Annotated in this window: 14 protein-coding genes and 1 tRNA gene; 4 read left to right on the top strand and 11 right to left on the bottom strand. The window is 36.1% G+C overall.

Annotated features, from left to right (window positions below):
• Positions 1-54 precede the first annotated feature (54 nt).
• The 3 genes from OW492_RS01120 to OW492_RS01110 all read right to left on the bottom strand — a co-directional run bounded on the left by OW492_RS01120 (position 55) and on the right by OW492_RS01110 (position 2,697).
• Positions 55-963 (bottom strand): DMT family transporter, encoded by a 909-nt coding sequence (locus tag OW492_RS01120; RefSeq protein WP_290037836.1) that lies wholly within the window; start codon positions 961-963, stop codon positions 55-57.
• 101 nt (positions 964-1,064) lie between these two features.
• On the bottom strand, positions 1,065-1,772 hold the full coding sequence (locus OW492_RS01115) for an AraC family transcriptional regulator (RefSeq protein ID WP_290037834.1): 708 nt from the start codon (positions 1,770-1,772) through the stop codon (positions 1,065-1,067).
• Entirely contained in the window at positions 1,762-2,697 is a 936-nt protein-coding gene (locus OW492_RS01110) for a 5'-nucleotidase (protein WP_290037832.1), read from the bottom strand. Before OW492_RS01110 ends, OW492_RS01115 begins: the two co-directional genes overlap by 11 nt.
• Before the next feature lie 274 nt (positions 2,698-2,971).
• Here OW492_RS01110 and OW492_RS01105 point away from each other — a divergent pair, with 274 nt between their 5' ends.
• On the top strand, positions 2,972-4,570 hold the full coding sequence (locus OW492_RS01105; protein ID WP_290037831.1) for a radical SAM protein: 1,599 nt from the start codon (positions 2,972-2,974) through the stop codon (positions 4,568-4,570).
• 376 nt (positions 4,571-4,946) lie between these two features.
• Positions 4,947-5,759: a TauD/TfdA family dioxygenase gene (locus OW492_RS01100; RefSeq protein ID WP_290037829.1), complete on the top strand. Its 813-nt coding sequence runs from the start codon at positions 4,947-4,949 to the stop codon at positions 5,757-5,759.
• A gap of 153 nt (positions 5,760-5,912) precedes the next feature.
• Here the strand turns inward: OW492_RS01100 and OW492_RS01095 are convergent, their stop codons facing one another.
• The 3 genes from OW492_RS01095 to OW492_RS01085 all read right to left on the bottom strand — a co-directional run bounded on the left by OW492_RS01095 (position 5,913) and on the right by OW492_RS01085 (position 7,173).
• On the bottom strand, positions 5,913-6,341 hold the full coding sequence (locus tag OW492_RS01095; protein ID WP_290037827.1) for a GNAT family N-acetyltransferase: 429 nt from the start codon (positions 6,339-6,341) through the stop codon (positions 5,913-5,915).
• 69 nt (positions 6,342-6,410) lie between these two features.
• On the bottom strand, positions 6,411-6,779 hold the full coding sequence (locus tag OW492_RS01090) for a MazG nucleotide pyrophosphohydrolase domain-containing protein (protein WP_290037825.1): 369 nt from the start codon (positions 6,777-6,779) through the stop codon (positions 6,411-6,413).
• A gap of 25 nt (positions 6,780-6,804) precedes the next feature.
• Positions 6,805-7,173: a DUF1304 domain-containing protein gene (locus OW492_RS01085; RefSeq protein ID WP_290037824.1), complete on the bottom strand. Its 369-nt coding sequence runs from the start codon at positions 7,171-7,173 to the stop codon at positions 6,805-6,807.
• Positions 7,174-7,641: 468 nt separating this feature from the next.
• Between OW492_RS01085 and gpmI the strand changes: the two genes are divergently transcribed.
• Positions 7,642-9,159, top strand: coding sequence for a 2,3-bisphosphoglycerate-independent phosphoglycerate mutase (gene gpmI, locus OW492_RS01080; RefSeq protein WP_290037823.1), 1,518 nt, complete (start codon positions 7,642-7,644; stop codon positions 9,157-9,159).
• Positions 9,160-9,373: 214 nt separating this feature from the next.
• On the opposite strand, the gene OW492_RS01075 is transcribed toward gpmI, so the two are convergent.
• Complete coding sequence (locus tag OW492_RS01075; protein WP_290037822.1) at positions 9,374-9,907, bottom strand: DUF1285 domain-containing protein; 534 nt, start codon at positions 9,905-9,907, stop codon at positions 9,374-9,376.
• 496 nt (positions 9,908-10,403) lie between these two features.
• Between OW492_RS01075 and OW492_RS01070 the strand changes: the two genes are divergently transcribed.
• Positions 10,404-11,825 carry an exonuclease domain-containing protein gene (locus tag OW492_RS01070; RefSeq protein WP_290037819.1) on the top strand — a complete coding sequence of 474 codons (1,422 nt, stop codon included), beginning with the start codon at positions 10,404-10,406 and terminating at the stop codon, positions 11,823-11,825.
• A 277-nt stretch (positions 11,826-12,102) separates the two neighbouring features.
• Here the strand turns inward: OW492_RS01070 and OW492_RS01065 are convergent, their stop codons facing one another.
• From OW492_RS01065 to OW492_RS01050, 4 genes are all read right to left on the bottom strand, one after another.
• Entirely contained in the window at positions 12,103-13,575 is a 1,473-nt protein-coding gene (locus tag OW492_RS01065; RefSeq protein WP_290037817.1) for a sensor domain-containing diguanylate cyclase, read from the bottom strand.
• Positions 13,576-13,577: 2 nt separating this feature from the next.
• Entirely contained in the window at positions 13,578-13,778 is a 201-nt protein-coding gene (locus OW492_RS01060; RefSeq protein ID WP_290037816.1) for a hypothetical protein, read from the bottom strand.
• Between the two features lie 515 nt (positions 13,779-14,293).
• Positions 14,294-14,381 (bottom strand) — tRNA-Ser (locus tag OW492_RS01055).
• 109 nt (positions 14,382-14,490) lie between these two features.
• On the bottom strand, positions 14,491-15,441 hold the full coding sequence (locus tag OW492_RS01050) for a glucokinase (RefSeq protein WP_290037815.1): 951 nt from the start codon (positions 15,439-15,441) through the stop codon (positions 14,491-14,493).
• Positions 15,442-15,613 lie beyond the last annotated feature (172 nt).

Below are 15,613 nucleotides of genomic sequence, written 5' to 3'. Positions count from 1 at the left end.
TTAATGGGCTATCACAAAAACAATAAACAACATGACTGATATAGCGCTACTCATTTAGCTTTTATATGACTGTAACAATAAACAGATCATAATCAAAAATAGACCAAACCAACCTAATAATGAGATTGACTCTCCCACTACACACACAGCAAATATAGCAGCAACAGCAGGTTCAAAAAGGGTTAATAGTGTCGCTTTACTTGCATGAATTGTTTTTAAACCAAAACCAAAGCACAGGTAACCGATAAACATAGGAATAATGGCAATATAAAGCAACACCATAGTATTCACTGACGAAATAATAAATGTATTGGTGTTCAATAAAAATACAGGCACCAACAATATACCACCTAAACCAAATATACTGCCTACGGCTGATTTAGAGCTAACACCACGGTTGATTAGAGCTTTAGCTGCCCAAGAGTATAAAGCATAAGTAAAGCCAGCAACAAAGCCCAATAAAATGCCCAAATATTTATTACTCATGTCTAGTGTACTACTTGATACACTGGTTTCTGTACTGGCTAAAAAAGCAATGCCTATTGCCCCCAACAGCAAACTAAATAACCAGTAACCATCGATATTATTTTCTTTGCTAAAAAGTCGCTCGATAATCGCAACAAAGAATGGTGCACTAGCAATCGAGACAACCGTACCAATAGCAACACCGGATAACCGCATAGCGCTATAAAAGGCTAATGGATAAATAGCTAAAGCGATTGCGCCAATCAACAAGACATAACGAGCTTGAAGCAGTCTGTTAATATCTAAACGTATGTGTTTAGCCCCATTGATGGCAAGCAATAATCCGCCAATGCCCATGGTAAAAGAACCGATTGCTAAAGGACTAATACTAGAAGCATAAGAAGCTGCAGTTCCCGTTGTTCCCCATAATAATGAGGAAAATAATATAGCAAACACTCCCTGTTTACTTGCCTTAGGGCTCACTGTTAATTGGCTCAATGTTAGATTCCTTTACGAATTGATTTATGCTTCAAATAGTAAAGTAATAATTTAACACTTAGTTTGCAGTTAAGACGCTTTTTTTATCATTAAAGACTTACTTAACTTCTTATTTGGCGGGGAGATAGTTTGTAAAATTGAGAAAAGCGACGACTGAAAGCAGAGATATCACTATATCCGACTTGTTCTGATATCAATTGCACTGGGGCATCAGTGTGAGTTAATAGCGCTTTGGCTTTCTCCATGCGCTGTACCGTAATATGTTGTAGCACACTTTGTCCGGTGCATTGTTTAAATACCTTTTTAAATTGTGTTGGGCTAAGGCATGCCATTTCAGCCAGTTGATTAATATTAAAAGACTGAGATAGATCATCAGAGATAGTTTGCAATACACGACGTATTCGTGGATCGATTTGCTCTTCTGCTCTCTGTTCCGATAACAACTTGTTAAACATCTCAATCATCATTTTTTCTAAAGACTTATCAACCTTATACTCTAATTGCTGCTCAATAAATGATAGATAAGTACGCAGCGGCGCTGACATTGAGAATACTAAAGAGGCCATTCTCAATAAATTGTCAGGCAGTTCATTGAGATCAGCCACAATAAAGCGAGCGGCTTCATCAGCTTTAAAAAGATGAAATACTTGTGCCGGTATTACTACACACTCTCCTACCGATACCTTACCTGTATAACCTTCTAGCTCTAGAATAATTGTCCCTAAGATAGGCAGAACTAACTGATGATAGGAGTGCACATGTCCTTTTTGTTGTTTACTATAAGCTCGAATGCTAAGGCTATCCTGCATTTTTAACACCAAAAGGGATATGCACAGATGGAGCAACGGTACTTGTCGAGCTTAAATGACCCGATTGGTCATCAAAGAAAATATGTGGTTTTAATACAGCCAAAATCAACCCTTTATCCACCCCGCCTAAGAAAAAAGCATCATTGGTCATCACGCCCCACTCTTTTAAGGTATTTAACGCTCTTTCATGGGAAGGTGCATTACGCGCAGTCACAATCGATACACGTAAACGATTACGGTATTCGGGATCATTTTTCTTCTTATGCTCTTCAATTTTTTGAATTGCAGACACTTTCACCAAAAATTCTTTCAATGGTCCAGGATTATGAGGTTGTAGCACATTTTTAGTTTCGTGCTCATGAAACTGATTAAGATCATTAGTTTTATGCATCACGGTTTCAGACTCATCGTCGGCCAGCACACCATCAAAGTCGAATGCAATACGTAAATCATCATCATCTTCATCAATAATTGCAGATTTCATCACATGCCCTGCCGGATAGCCTAATCTAATCGCTTCTTTTACATCAGAGGAGTTGCCTGATAAAAACAGAGAGATACTTAATGCAGGTATATATTGATAAGGCGACTTACCTTGCATAAAAATAGCCCGAGAAATAGGTAAGTTATGGTGCTTAATGGATTTCATGACACGTAGCCCTGTATCTGGGTCATTACGTGACAACAACACCACTTCAACCAATGGGTCAGACTTAGCATCATCGGTTAAATTATTGAGCGATAATAAACGCTTAACAAATGAAAATGATGGTCCCTTAGGTAATGGTACATCCACATGTTTTGTTTGATATTTACGGTATTCTTCTTCACCTTTGATGCGAAAAACCGTATCGGATTCAGTCAAATCAAACATCGCACTAGATGCGACACCAATGACTAAACGACTACCCAGCTCATAGGGCATATAACAACTCCAAATATTAAAACGGTAAAATACTGCCACTGTAAACAACACTAGTATACAGCGAGTGTAAAGCTGTATGGCAAATGTATAGTGGATAAATGAATTCTATTTAACCTTAAGAACAACAAATGCAATAGTCATATTATTAATATTAATCGCACTTCATTACTTTCACATAATGGTTGTTCACAGTTCCAATCAATCAAGCACTGAATCTTCATCACGATTAATGTATTATGTCGCGCATATATTCTCCCGACATAAAAGAACTTTCATGGCTATTCAACAATTCGATAATGAACTCACTATTATGCGCACTGCTAACACTGAAGTAGTGGCGCCTGTTATTGAGGGCTTATCTTCCTCCAGCATCATACTCTCCACACTTAACTCTAAATATATTCACTCCAGTTTAGGGCTACGTTACTTATATGCTAATTTAAAGGATCTACAAGCGAATTGTGAAGTTAAAGAGTTTGTTATCCATACACGTCCTTTGGATATTGTAGAGCAAATACTAGCGGCTAACCCTACTATTGTAGGCTTTGGTGTGTATATTTGGAATATTATTGAAACCACTAATGTAGTTAGCCTATTAAAAGTGATCGCCCCGCATGTAAAAATTATATTAGGCGGTCCGGAAGTCAGCTATGAATCTGAATCACAACCTATCGTACAAACTGCTGACTACGTATTAACTGGCGAAGCTGACATCAGTTTTTATGATCTGTGTAGAGATATTTTAAGTGATAATGCACCTGATATTAAAGTGATCAAATCTAAGCCAGTAGATTTAAAAAATTTGGAAATGCCTTACCAGTATTACAGTGATGAAGATTTAAAAAATCGATTATTGTACGTAGAAGCATCACGTGGTTGCCCATTTAAGTGCGAGTTTTGTTTATCCTCTTTAGATACAAAATCAAACCCTTACGAGTTAACCGCCTTTCTAAAGCAGATGGAAACCTTGTACCAACGTGGTGCTCGTAACTTTAAATTTATTGATAGAACCTTTAATTTAGACATTAAAACCTCCTTACAAATTATGCAGTTCTTCTTGGATAGAATGACAGAGGATCTTTACCTACACTTTGAAGTAGTGCCAGATCACTTACCAAGAAAGCTAAAAGAGATGCTCGCTTTATTTCCAGAAAATACCCTACAGTTTGAAATAGGTATACAAACCTTTGATCAAGAAGTGCAAACCAATATCAGTCGTAAACAAAACAATCCAAAATCCAAAGAAAATTTAATCTGGTTAAAAGAAAACACCACGGCACATATTCACGCAGATTTAATCTTCGGATTACCTGGCGAAACATTTGAGACATTTAAAGATAGCTTCGATCAACTGTACGCTTGTAAACCACATGAAATTCAAATGGGTATTTTAAAGCGCCTTAAAGGTAGCCCAATCATTCGACATACAGAAAACTTCGATCTGCGCTTTAATCCACTGCCACCCTTTAATATATTAAGTACCGACAGAGTTGATTTTGCGACAATGCAACTGGTTAATCGCTTTGCGCGATACTGGGATATGATAGGTAATTCAGGTCGATTTAAACACACACTCGACCTATTATTAGCAGATAAGCCTTTTGATAACTTTATGGCTATCTCCAACTGGATTTTTGATGAAACAGGTCAAACGCATAAAATCAATTTGAAACGCCTGTATGAATTAATTTCTCAATCAGTGTTTGCTCTCTTCCCAGAGCAACATTCGCTCGTATTACCTCAATTAGAAAAAGATTACCAAGCTTCAGGATTAAAAAGCATCTTTAACACACTTAACCTTTACCAAGCTCAGAAAAAAGACAGCAATAAACCAAGCAAACTCTTACAACGTCAAAAACAACATATGAGTTAGTTTACTATAAAACTATAACTAAGCTGTTATTGAATAATTAGCTGAATTTTCCTTCAAAATTTTATTCAATACAGCCTAAACAACCAACTTGCGCCTCAAACTAATTAATGGCTAACAATCATACAACTTGTAAAAGCCAACTGTATTATTCATCCAGCAAATAAATTCACCTTCCTTGCCTAATTGAAACCGATTCCAAGTATAAAAAAAACAATCATCAACACTTATATTCCCTCCTGATCATTTTGTTTGTCTTTATTAAAAACAGTACTTTAGCTATGCAAACTAGTTTGCGAATCAGATTGGATTGATAGCGAATAACTGACCTTTTGCTATGCCAATCTCAATTGACATAATCAAAATGAAAGGAAGAACAATGATTACATTTAGTGCATTAAACCTGAATAAATATACCATCAATGAGTTAACCGAAATAAAGTCTACGTTTTATCAACAAGGTTTTGTCTTAATAGACACTCATTCCATTAATGCTAAAGATAAAATATCTCCCGTGGCCAATGCCTTAAACCTTGGAGAAGCCGCTACCACAGCTTATAACAAAAAGTATTTTGATTATAAGTTAACCGCCGACAACATGGCCGTGATTGGTGACTTGCCCAATAGAAAAGGAAAAATCAATCATGAAGGTTTTGAAAGTAATAACGCCCAGGGCTTACATGTTGATGGCACGATTGAACCTTTAGGATCTATCCAAACCTCGCTCTTGTACTGTAAACAACCCGCAAAATTTGGTGGTGAAAGTATTGTGTTCAATCTGATCGGAGCCATTAATCACTTAGCCAAAAATGATTTGTCTCTTATTCAGCCCTTATTTGATCCCAATGCGCTTACAAGGGCCTCTACCTATGAAGGTATCAATGAGAGTCATACCGGTCCAATCTTAGGTTACCACCTTGAAACAAAGAGGCTGATTGCTCGTTTTGCAATAAACATTACCTGCCAGTGGCAAGAAGGATTTGACAAAGTGCCAGGGTTGCAGAGAACCATTAAACACCTCTTTGAAATGGCTAAGGAAGATTCTCCTTATACCGCTAAATTTCCATTACAAAGTGGTACATTAATGGTAATGGACAACAGTAGAATCTGTCACGGTCGTGCCGCTTATATAGATTGTACTGAGAACCCACGAACCATGATCCGAGGTATTTATTCGCAACTACCTAGTTAATTCAATTTATAGACAGTTATAAATAACGCTTTAGGTATAAAGCACGATAAAAGACCATCGTGCTTTTTCTTTGAAAAAATAAATAGAAACATTAAATGAGAAACAGGTTACTGCTCAACTAATCATAACTATTTTCAACAGTAAATATTGCAATTACGTTGTTTCATATATTGTTGGTTGCCATATTTGCATCAACATCTCAGGTTTAGAAACGGGTTTAAAGCCAAATTTAGCATACAAAGAATGCGCACTACTTGTAACCAACATAAAACGTCTCAAACCTTGTAAATCGGTATGCTCACAGATGGTCCGCAACAAAAATTTACTTAATCCTAAGCCTCGGTATGCTTCTAATATAAAAACATCACTTAAATACGCAAAGGTCGCTTTGTCAGTAATAACACGTGCAAAACCTGCTTGTTGGTTTTTATCGTCATAAACACCAAACACTAATGAATTAACAAGGGATTTTTTAAATGTTTCAAGTGGTATATTGTTAGCCCAGTAAGTATTGGAAATAAAAGAATAGATTAACTCAATATCTAAATCATCTGGATTGGTCGTTATGTTAAAACCTTGCAAATGAATACTCCTCAATAGCTATATACAGTAAAATTGCTTACACATATTATGTCTAAAGTGACTTGCTCATTATCTGTTTGAGCAGAACTCTTTTTGCAACGCTTGTTTTTGTTCTTCCTTAATATCAGTCCATGTTTTACCTGCTTCAAGACCACTGACTCGCTGTTCATATTTATCACAAGCTCTTTTTAAAACAGCAGTTGGGTTAATACCCATCTCTTTTTGTAGCGCAGTTAACACATTTAGGTAATCCCACAAGACATCACCTAACTCATCCTCTAGAAAACATTGTCTATTTTTAGGCATCTCCTCTATGACTTCATCAACTTCATTCTTTATTTCAGTCAGGTAAGTTTCAGCGCCATTAGCCCATTGACTGTGTTCATCCAGCAAAGCCTTACGCTTTGCTATCGCCATTAATTTATCGAACTCTTGCATAAAACCTCATTACATTAACCTGCTTTTACAAGCTAAAAAATAACACTGCAACTAAAGCTAAAAGAGCGGGTAGCCCCTGTATTAACCAAATTGTTTTCTTCACCGTAAAACCGCCATAACCTGCAGCGACGACAATACACGCTAAAAAGAATACTTGAATTTGCTGTGCAAAAATGGGGTTACTATGAACAAGTCCCCACATTAATCCTGCCGCTAAAAAACCATTATAAAGTCCCTGATTAGCGGCCACCACAGCTAATACATCAGCCTCTTTTTTCTCAATACCAAACATCTTAAGCGTTCTTGGTTTATGCCATAAAAACATTTCTAGTATTAAAATATAAACATGCTCTAGGGCAACCAACAGTACTAAAATAAAAGGTATTGAGTACATATTTTTCCTTTGGATTAACCAATAACGCATCTATAAAAATTTTAAAATCGTTTATTCACTGCCATTAACATGACTAAGTAGACTTAAACAATTCCAACTAAAACAACAATATAAAAATATATATTTTCTTTATTGTATGAGCATACTATGACTAAATGACGACGTTAAGCGTTATATTATTTTTAAAACTTTCAAGAAATAAATTGTTAGGGTACTTAAATTCAGTATCACCACTCCCCATCACTTAAATAATCACCTTTGCCTTTTACACCTATCAGATTGATTGGAAATAACCATAGTAAAAACAAGATATGTCATAGACAAACCTATCAATTAAGCATAAATTAGACATATATTAATAATAACCATTATCATTAAGTAGGGTTATTAGCCTATTAGACTTATTGATAGAGATGTAAGAATAATAGAAAAAAGAACATGAGAACTAAACATTAAATTGGGTGAATTATGAATAAAAAAACAATCCTTATGATTTTAGATGGCTGGGGTACTTCACCAGATCCTAAAGTATCAGCACCAGACAATGCGAACATTCCATTTCTAGATTCTTTATATAAAGATTACCCTAATGCCTCACTTCGCACCGATGGTGAACATGTTGGTTTACCAACAGGACAAATGGGTAACAGTGAAGTTGGACACATGAACCTTGGCGCTGGCCGCATTGTGTACCAAGACTTAGCAAAAATTAATATGGCCGTTGCGAATAACACGCTAGCGAAAGAACCAGTATTGGTTGATGCATTACAGTACGCTAAAGAAAACAACAAAGATGTGCACTTTTTAGGCTTGTTAAGTGATGGTGGCGTTCACTCACACTCAAGCCATTTAAAAGGCTTTATCGATGCAGCACAACAAGCTGGCGTAGAAAACTCTTACGTCCACGCATTTTCCGATGGCCGCGATGTAGACCCGAAATCAGGTAAAGGCTCTATTGCAGATTTACAAAATTACATCAAAAACACTAATACACAAATAGCTTCAATGACTGGTCGCTACTACGCAATGGACAGAGACAATCGCTGGGAACGAGTACAACTAGCCTATGATGCACTAGTGAATGGTGTTGGCGTAAAAGCAAACGATCCAATCAGTGCCATTGAACAAAGTTATGCAGATGGCATCACAGATGAGTTTGTTAAACCAATCATTTTAACTGATGACGAAAATCAGCCTCGTGCCACCATTAAAAAAGATGATGTGGTTATCTTCTTTAACTTCCGCACCGACCGAGGCCGTGAACTAACACAAATGCTGAGTCAACAAGATTTCCCAGAGCAGAACACTACTAAACTTGACTTGTACTACGTGACAATCACTAATTACAGTGATGACTTTAAAAATGTAAAAGTCATCTACGACAAAGACAATATTAGTGACACGCTGGGCGAAGTATTAGAAAAACATGGTAAAAAACAGATCCGTATTGCGGAAACTGAAAAGTACCCGCACGTTACGTTTTTCTTTTCAGGCGGTCGAGAAGAACCTTTTGAAGGCGAATCTCGTATCTTAAAAAATTCACCTAAAGTCGCCACATACGATTTAAAACCTGAAATGAGTGCCTATGAACTACGTGATGCACTAGTACCAGAGTTAAACAAAGGCGAAGCTGACTTTGTTTGTCTTAATTTTGCCAACGGTGATATGGTAGGTCATACCGGTATGATGGATGCAGCGATTAAAGCCTGCGAAGCTGTAGATGAATGCGTTAAAGATGTTGTAACAGCCGCACTTGCAAATGATTACACCACCTTGATCATCGCTGATCATGGTAACTGTGAAACTATGATGAATCCAGATGGCAGCCCACATACGGCTCACACAACAAATCCAGTGCCTGTGATTTTAGTGGATAAAGATCTGAAGAAAATTGAAGATGGTGTGCTAGGCGATATGGCGCCTACAATACTGAAATTAATCGGTATCGAGCAACCTGCTGCAATGACCAGACATTCACTAATTTAGCATCCTAATAAATACTAACTAGCAGGGTAGACAACTGCCCTGCTTTTAACCTAAAGATAATATTTGATATCAAGATAGAATTACGTTGCAGAAAATTAAAGTCATAATGTAAATTATTGAATACCCTTAATTAAGATTCTTTAGAAAGCGACTAAACCAAAAGCTCAATCTAATTTTTGGGGATTATCTCCATTCTACTAAGAATAAGTAACTATCACTCCTCGTTCATTAACAAGTAAGTCTTCCCAGCACTCCTGATGCCAACCCCAGTTCCTTCTGATGTGGTTAACGTTTCTAACTCATTGGCCATATCATAATAAACGTGGCGGGAAATTAAGGCCTTCATACCATAGCGCATAGAGACATAAGGGCGTTCATTACCTTGATAGGGAGCCAGCCAAATGTCACAGTCAATACCCAATATAATATTGTCATCGGTAAGCGTCCGAAACTCAACAGCGCGACCTTGAGCGGTATCAATCCATTGCCAGCTTATAATCATAAATGGCGCATCTTCCACTTGTATTCGCACTTTCTCAACAGGCGTGACTAAATAGTATTGCTCATCTTCTAACCATAGGATACGGCTGAACATTTTAACCATGGCAGTACGACTGATTTTCTGACCTTCATGAACCCAATCACCATTTGACTTAATGACAAGATCCATATCACCACAAAAAGCAGGCGTCCACTCGTGAACAGGTGGTAATGCGTTATATTTTGTACTTTCTAAACCTTTTAACATAATCGTTATTTCCCTGAATCCGTACTAACTAATTAGATAATGATTTGTAAAACAGTACAGCAACTTTTCTAAGGAGATGCAATCACAATCGAACATTGAGTTATTTCTAAATGATTTAAGTGCCAGTACAATTTCTTACAACAAAAATTAACAAAGTCTAAATTTGTAATGATCGTTAGTATTTAGTCGTTCGTACTCCATTAAAGCTAGGCATAATGGCCTCCATTTCAGGTACTCGCCACTACCTTAGATTAACTTGAAATCAAGGGGCATTACTTCTATTGATAATCTAATGAAGAAGCTAGCATGTATAAATGTAGTATATTTATCATTTAGTTAAATACACCTAAAACGATATCTGATGTCATTTGACTCAGGCTACATAAGAAATAATACCCACAAAGATTGTATAATGTTGATAATTATAAATAACCAGCATATCGGATACACAAAGACATCATAACTTTTACTAATATAAAATGGATAACACATAACTATGGTTGATTTTAGCCGACTCGCCTATATTGATCTTGAAACAACGGGGACTAAACCAACACGTGATCAAATAACTGAAATTGCTATCGTCCAGACTCTTAATGGAGTAATCGTCAGCACATGGCAATCGCTAATCTGCCCAAATACTCACATTCCCTTAATGATTCAGAAATTAACTGGAATAACGCCAGAAATGGTTGCTGATGCCCCTACTATTGACGAAGTTTTACCTGTCATTATTGAGAAACTTGCTGGTCATGTGCTGGTTGCACACAATGCGCGATTTGATGTGGGCTTTCTGCGAAACGCCTTTAAGCAAAATCATAGAGAATTTAAGTATCCAGTGGTGTGCACAGTCAAACTCTCTCGAGAAATGTACCCCAATGTTAAAAGACACAACCTAGACAGTATTATTAAACGTCTTGATTTAATTTGTGAAAGTCGGCATAGAGCAATGGATGATGCAGCTATTCTGCCACAAATAGTGGCCCGTATGAGAAGTGACTTTAATGAACAGGCTGTACTAGAGGCAATGCAATCTCAACAAAGGCTTTCTAGCGTTCCTCCTCATATAAACCCAGATATTTTTTCAGCTATGCCCAATGAACCAGGCGTTTATTTATTTTATGGTGAAACAGGTAACTTATTATATGTCGGCAAAAGTGTGCAAATTAGAGCGCGAGTTATTTCACATTTCTCTAGCGATCATAGTCATGACCGTGAAATGCGCATGGCCCAACAGGTATATGACATTGAATGGGTAACCACCGCTGGTGAATTTAGTGCGTTGGTTTTAGAATCTGAATTAGTTAAGTCGCGTGCTCCTTTGTTTAATAGACAACTTCGAAAACAAAAATCACTGTTTACCATTTATTGGGAGAATAATATTGATCAGGAAATTTCTCAACCAAGTGTTATTGATATCAATACTTTAAGTACTCAGTCTAAAAAAGCGTCGTTAAACAATACCTATGGACTTTTCAAAAACCGTCGAACTGCACTTGAAGCATTACGTAAATTGAAAGATGAAAATAAACTCTGTGGAATACAATTAGGTTTAGAAAAAGGAAAAGGCCCTTGTTTCTCCTATCAACTTAAAAAGTGTAAAGGAATCTGTTGTGGCCAAGAATCTGACATCGCATACCAAATAAGGATGCAACAAGCATTAGCACCAATAAAAATTAAAGGTTGGCCTTATCAAGGCGCGATCGGCATTAAGGAATACAATGAAAAAAGCGATATAAGCTGTATTCATATTATTTCGCATTGGTTATATTTAGGTAAAGTGAATGATGAGAGTGAATTAGCAGACTTTGATTTTGATGTAACAGCCAAGCTCGATATAGACTTCTATAAGATATGTATCTCCCAATTACAAAAGAGCCATGCACTGATCAATTTACAAAAATTAATGAATGACTGATACCAATTATATTCAAAAAGTGCTCTAAATGTTGTGTAAGAAGAGTGAAAGCAAGGCATTGATGGCAGTAACTAGTTATTTCAATGAAAAAATCAATAACACAGCTGGCATCAATTTTAGCAAACATAAATGAGTAAATATTATTGCAATGGGTATTAATGAGTATGGTTGGTATGAAGCGCCTTTATCTAATTATGCGACCTCATTGCTTATAATAAAGTGGAACAATATTACAAAAAGGTAGAATGGTAAATGTCAAACGCCTGAAGTTAAATGTTCATGAATTTTCTTTTATGATCCTCAAAATGACTCTATCTTCATGACATTCGAATCGATTCCTGCCATGTTCCTTGCTTTGGTATAACGCAGAATCTGCATGCTTGATTAACTCGACAGGCTTAATAGCTAATTGAGGAATTACTGATGCAACACCAACACTAATTGTGACATGTTTGTATAAAGATTCACTGTGCATAATATTTAAATTACTTATAGCAAGCCTTATCTTTTCTGCTACTAATGCGCCCTCTTCAATATCACTTTCCAGCAATATGACAAACTCCTCACCACCATAACGAGACAAAAAGTCAGTGGGGCGACTAACCGTTTTTTGAATGGTTTTTGCAACTTGTTTTAAACAATTGTCCCCCGCTATGTGTCCGTATGTATCATTAAATTTTTTAAAATAATCTATATCGATGAGTAACAAAGTTAACGGTTGTTGACTGCGCGCTTTCACCAACCATAAATGGTTAAGTGTTTTATCTAACCACCTCCTATTAAATACCTCAGTTAGACTATCTATTTGAGACAATGATTCTAAGGCCACATTCGATTTCTCAAGTTTATCATTTCTCTCATTAACCATATCAATAGCGGCATTAAAACCAATAATCAAATCACCAATTTCATCTTTTTTATAACCTTTAATATGACTCAATGATCTTTTTTGCAATACCATCTGTCTAACAGATTCCGCAGCTTTTTTTAATGGATTAAAAAAGAGGGATAAGAAAAACATAATAGCCAAAAAAACAAAAAAACTAACAATAACTCCATTAAAAATGGTAGCCCGTAAACTCTTATTTATTATTTTATAAACCTTCTCCAAGGGAGTGCTTATCATAACAAACCAATCCAAGGAGTTAATATCAGAAGTGGCAGCTAACATTTTATCTCCAACTGAAGTCACTGCATCACCGTATCCATTAAAGCCCCCTATTACCTCGTCAAGAAATCTATTCGTCCCTTTTATTGGGGTGGCTTTTAACACTAGATTTGGATTACTCGACGCTAAAAATAGTTGATGTTTTCTTGAAACGACTAATATATCGCTTTGCTCACTAAAGTCTTTATCAAAGATATACGCCATAAATCCAGGTCGATTCAAAAAGATCGGAGCAACTAATACTCCTAATACCTTTCCACTCTCATCTCTTAAGGCTGTAGCGATCACGACAAGGACGTCATCGATTACCCTAGATCGAAAAGGTGAACTAATAATCACACCAGGACTATTCTTAGCTTTTATAAACCATTCCAATTCACCCACTATTAAATTTTTTCTACCAGGAATAACCGGATATTCAGCTATAGTACCTTCACCATTTGTTTGTATTACTGCAAACCCTTGGGGAAAAAAATCAGTAAAGGAGATATTATTTTTCAACGTTTCGGTTATGAAGCCTTCTGATTGTATTTTTTTAGCAGGAATTTTATCAGCTAAAGCGGCTAAAAATTTCGTACGCATTGTTATTTTTTTTGAATGTCTTCTGCGATATATTTAGCTTGTGTATATTGCTCTTTATTAATTTGATTTTTTATTTCAGACTTAAGTATTAAAAAATTGTAAATTTGAAGTGGCGTAAAGGCAACGATGATAAACACCGAAATATAGAAGGATAATTTAGTAGAAATACGCGATGGCTTTACTTTATCTAAAAGAGTTCTCATGTACTCATCATTTATTAGTTATATACTTAAAGATAAACATAGCTCTTTTATCAATTAAAAGTTAGTTTTTTGATTAGTTTTTTTAATAACAATACATTTAATCAATAAATTAACTTTATGAAAAAAACGAAAATGACAGCCTAGCTCTACATAATCATCAATCAAAAAGTATTAAATATCCATATATAGCCACCCTCCTGATAAGACTATTTTCATTGTTAACAAATCAAAATACCAACGAAAATAAGCTTATATTCAGTAATAAAACTTATACCAATTATATTAAATAAGTAATCTTAATCTTGCGGGAAAAAATTTAATTTAAGGTGTAATTTGAGTTAAATAGTTATTCTATTTACAAAATTTACAGCGAAGCAATGAGTTATTTTTAATAAGTAAAATAGATCAATTATTTAGTCTGATTGATAAAATCCATTGGATATTTTAGATATAAAAAAACCCGCAAACTTTAATAAAGTGTTGCGGGTTTTCACGCACCTTGACGGTACTAAATGTGGCGGAGAACAAGAGATTCGAACTCTCGAAGGGTTGCCCCTTACACACTTTCCAGGCGTGCGCCTTCAGCCACTCGGCCAATTCTCCGTAAATTGCTCATTTATTAGACTAAAGTGATAGTTTTAATAATAAAGCGATGCGCATGATAGTTAACTCGTTGCGGTAAATCAACCATTAACACCAATAATTCAGGGATTTATGCTAATTCTTGTTGTAAATACACGGATGCACCTAATAATCCTGGGTTAGGATGCGTGATCAGGTACGTTGGAATGCCTTTTAAATAATGGCTCAATCGCCCTTTTGCTTCGAAGTAAGGTCTAAATTCACTATTTTTGAAAAAATCGACGAAGCGCGGAATAATACCACCAGCAATATAAACTCCACCTTTGCAATCTAAGCTCAAGGCTAAGTTGCCAGCAAAACTACCTAATGCTTCGCAAAACAGGTTTAAAGTTTGTGTTGCAAGTTCACATTCACTATTCAATGCAGCTTCTGATATTTGTGCAGCTTCAAAGTACTCAGGCTGTTTTCCTGCTAAGCGACATAAAGCATGGTAAATATTGACGAGCCCCTGCCCTGACATTAATCGTTCATTAGAAACATGTCCGAATTGACCTTGTAATAGTAATAGCACATCAGCTTGTTGCGATGTGTTTGGTGCAAAACTAGTATGCCCACCTTCCCCATCTAAGCTTATCCATTTTCCTGCATGTTTTATTAAATGTGATACGCCTAAGCCCGTGCCAGGACCAAACACAGCTTTCACACCTTCTTTAACTTCTGTGCCCGTACCGATTTGAATTTTCTGATTATCTTCCACAAATGGAACCGCTAATGAGATAGCCGTATAATCATTGATCACGTGTAACGTTTTAAGGGATAGTTTATGTTGTAGGGCTTGCTTAGAGAACTTCCAATTTAAGTTGGTCATTTGAACTAGATCATGCTCAACTTGGCAGGCAATACCAATACATAAATGGCTCACAGGGTCTGGCAAGGTAACAAAATATTGCGCTAAAGCGGCATCTAAGGTAATAAATTGCGCACAAGGGTATTCACGAACTTTGCTTATTTCTCCAGTTACGACATCTAACACTGCTAAACGTATATTGGTGCCGCCAACATCTACAACTACTGATAACATGGTACAACTCCCGCCTTTTTTCATCGTTTTATGAGATAAGAGGCGGATCTGCCTCTCAATTTTTTAATTTAAATTTTAATTTTTTGATCTGAAACATTATTCGAATGTAATAAAATGACATAAAAATTTAGCTATTCTATAATGATTTACAAATATTACTGGTCGTTTATGT

The sequence above is a fragment of the Psychromonas sp. 14N.309.X.WAT.B.A12 genome (assembly GCF_030397575.1).
GTDB lineage: Bacteria > Pseudomonadota > Gammaproteobacteria > Enterobacterales > Psychromonadaceae > Psychromonas.
The sequence above is the reverse complement of the archived record's forward strand: the minus strand, read 5'-3'. Positions and strand labels throughout refer to the sequence as shown.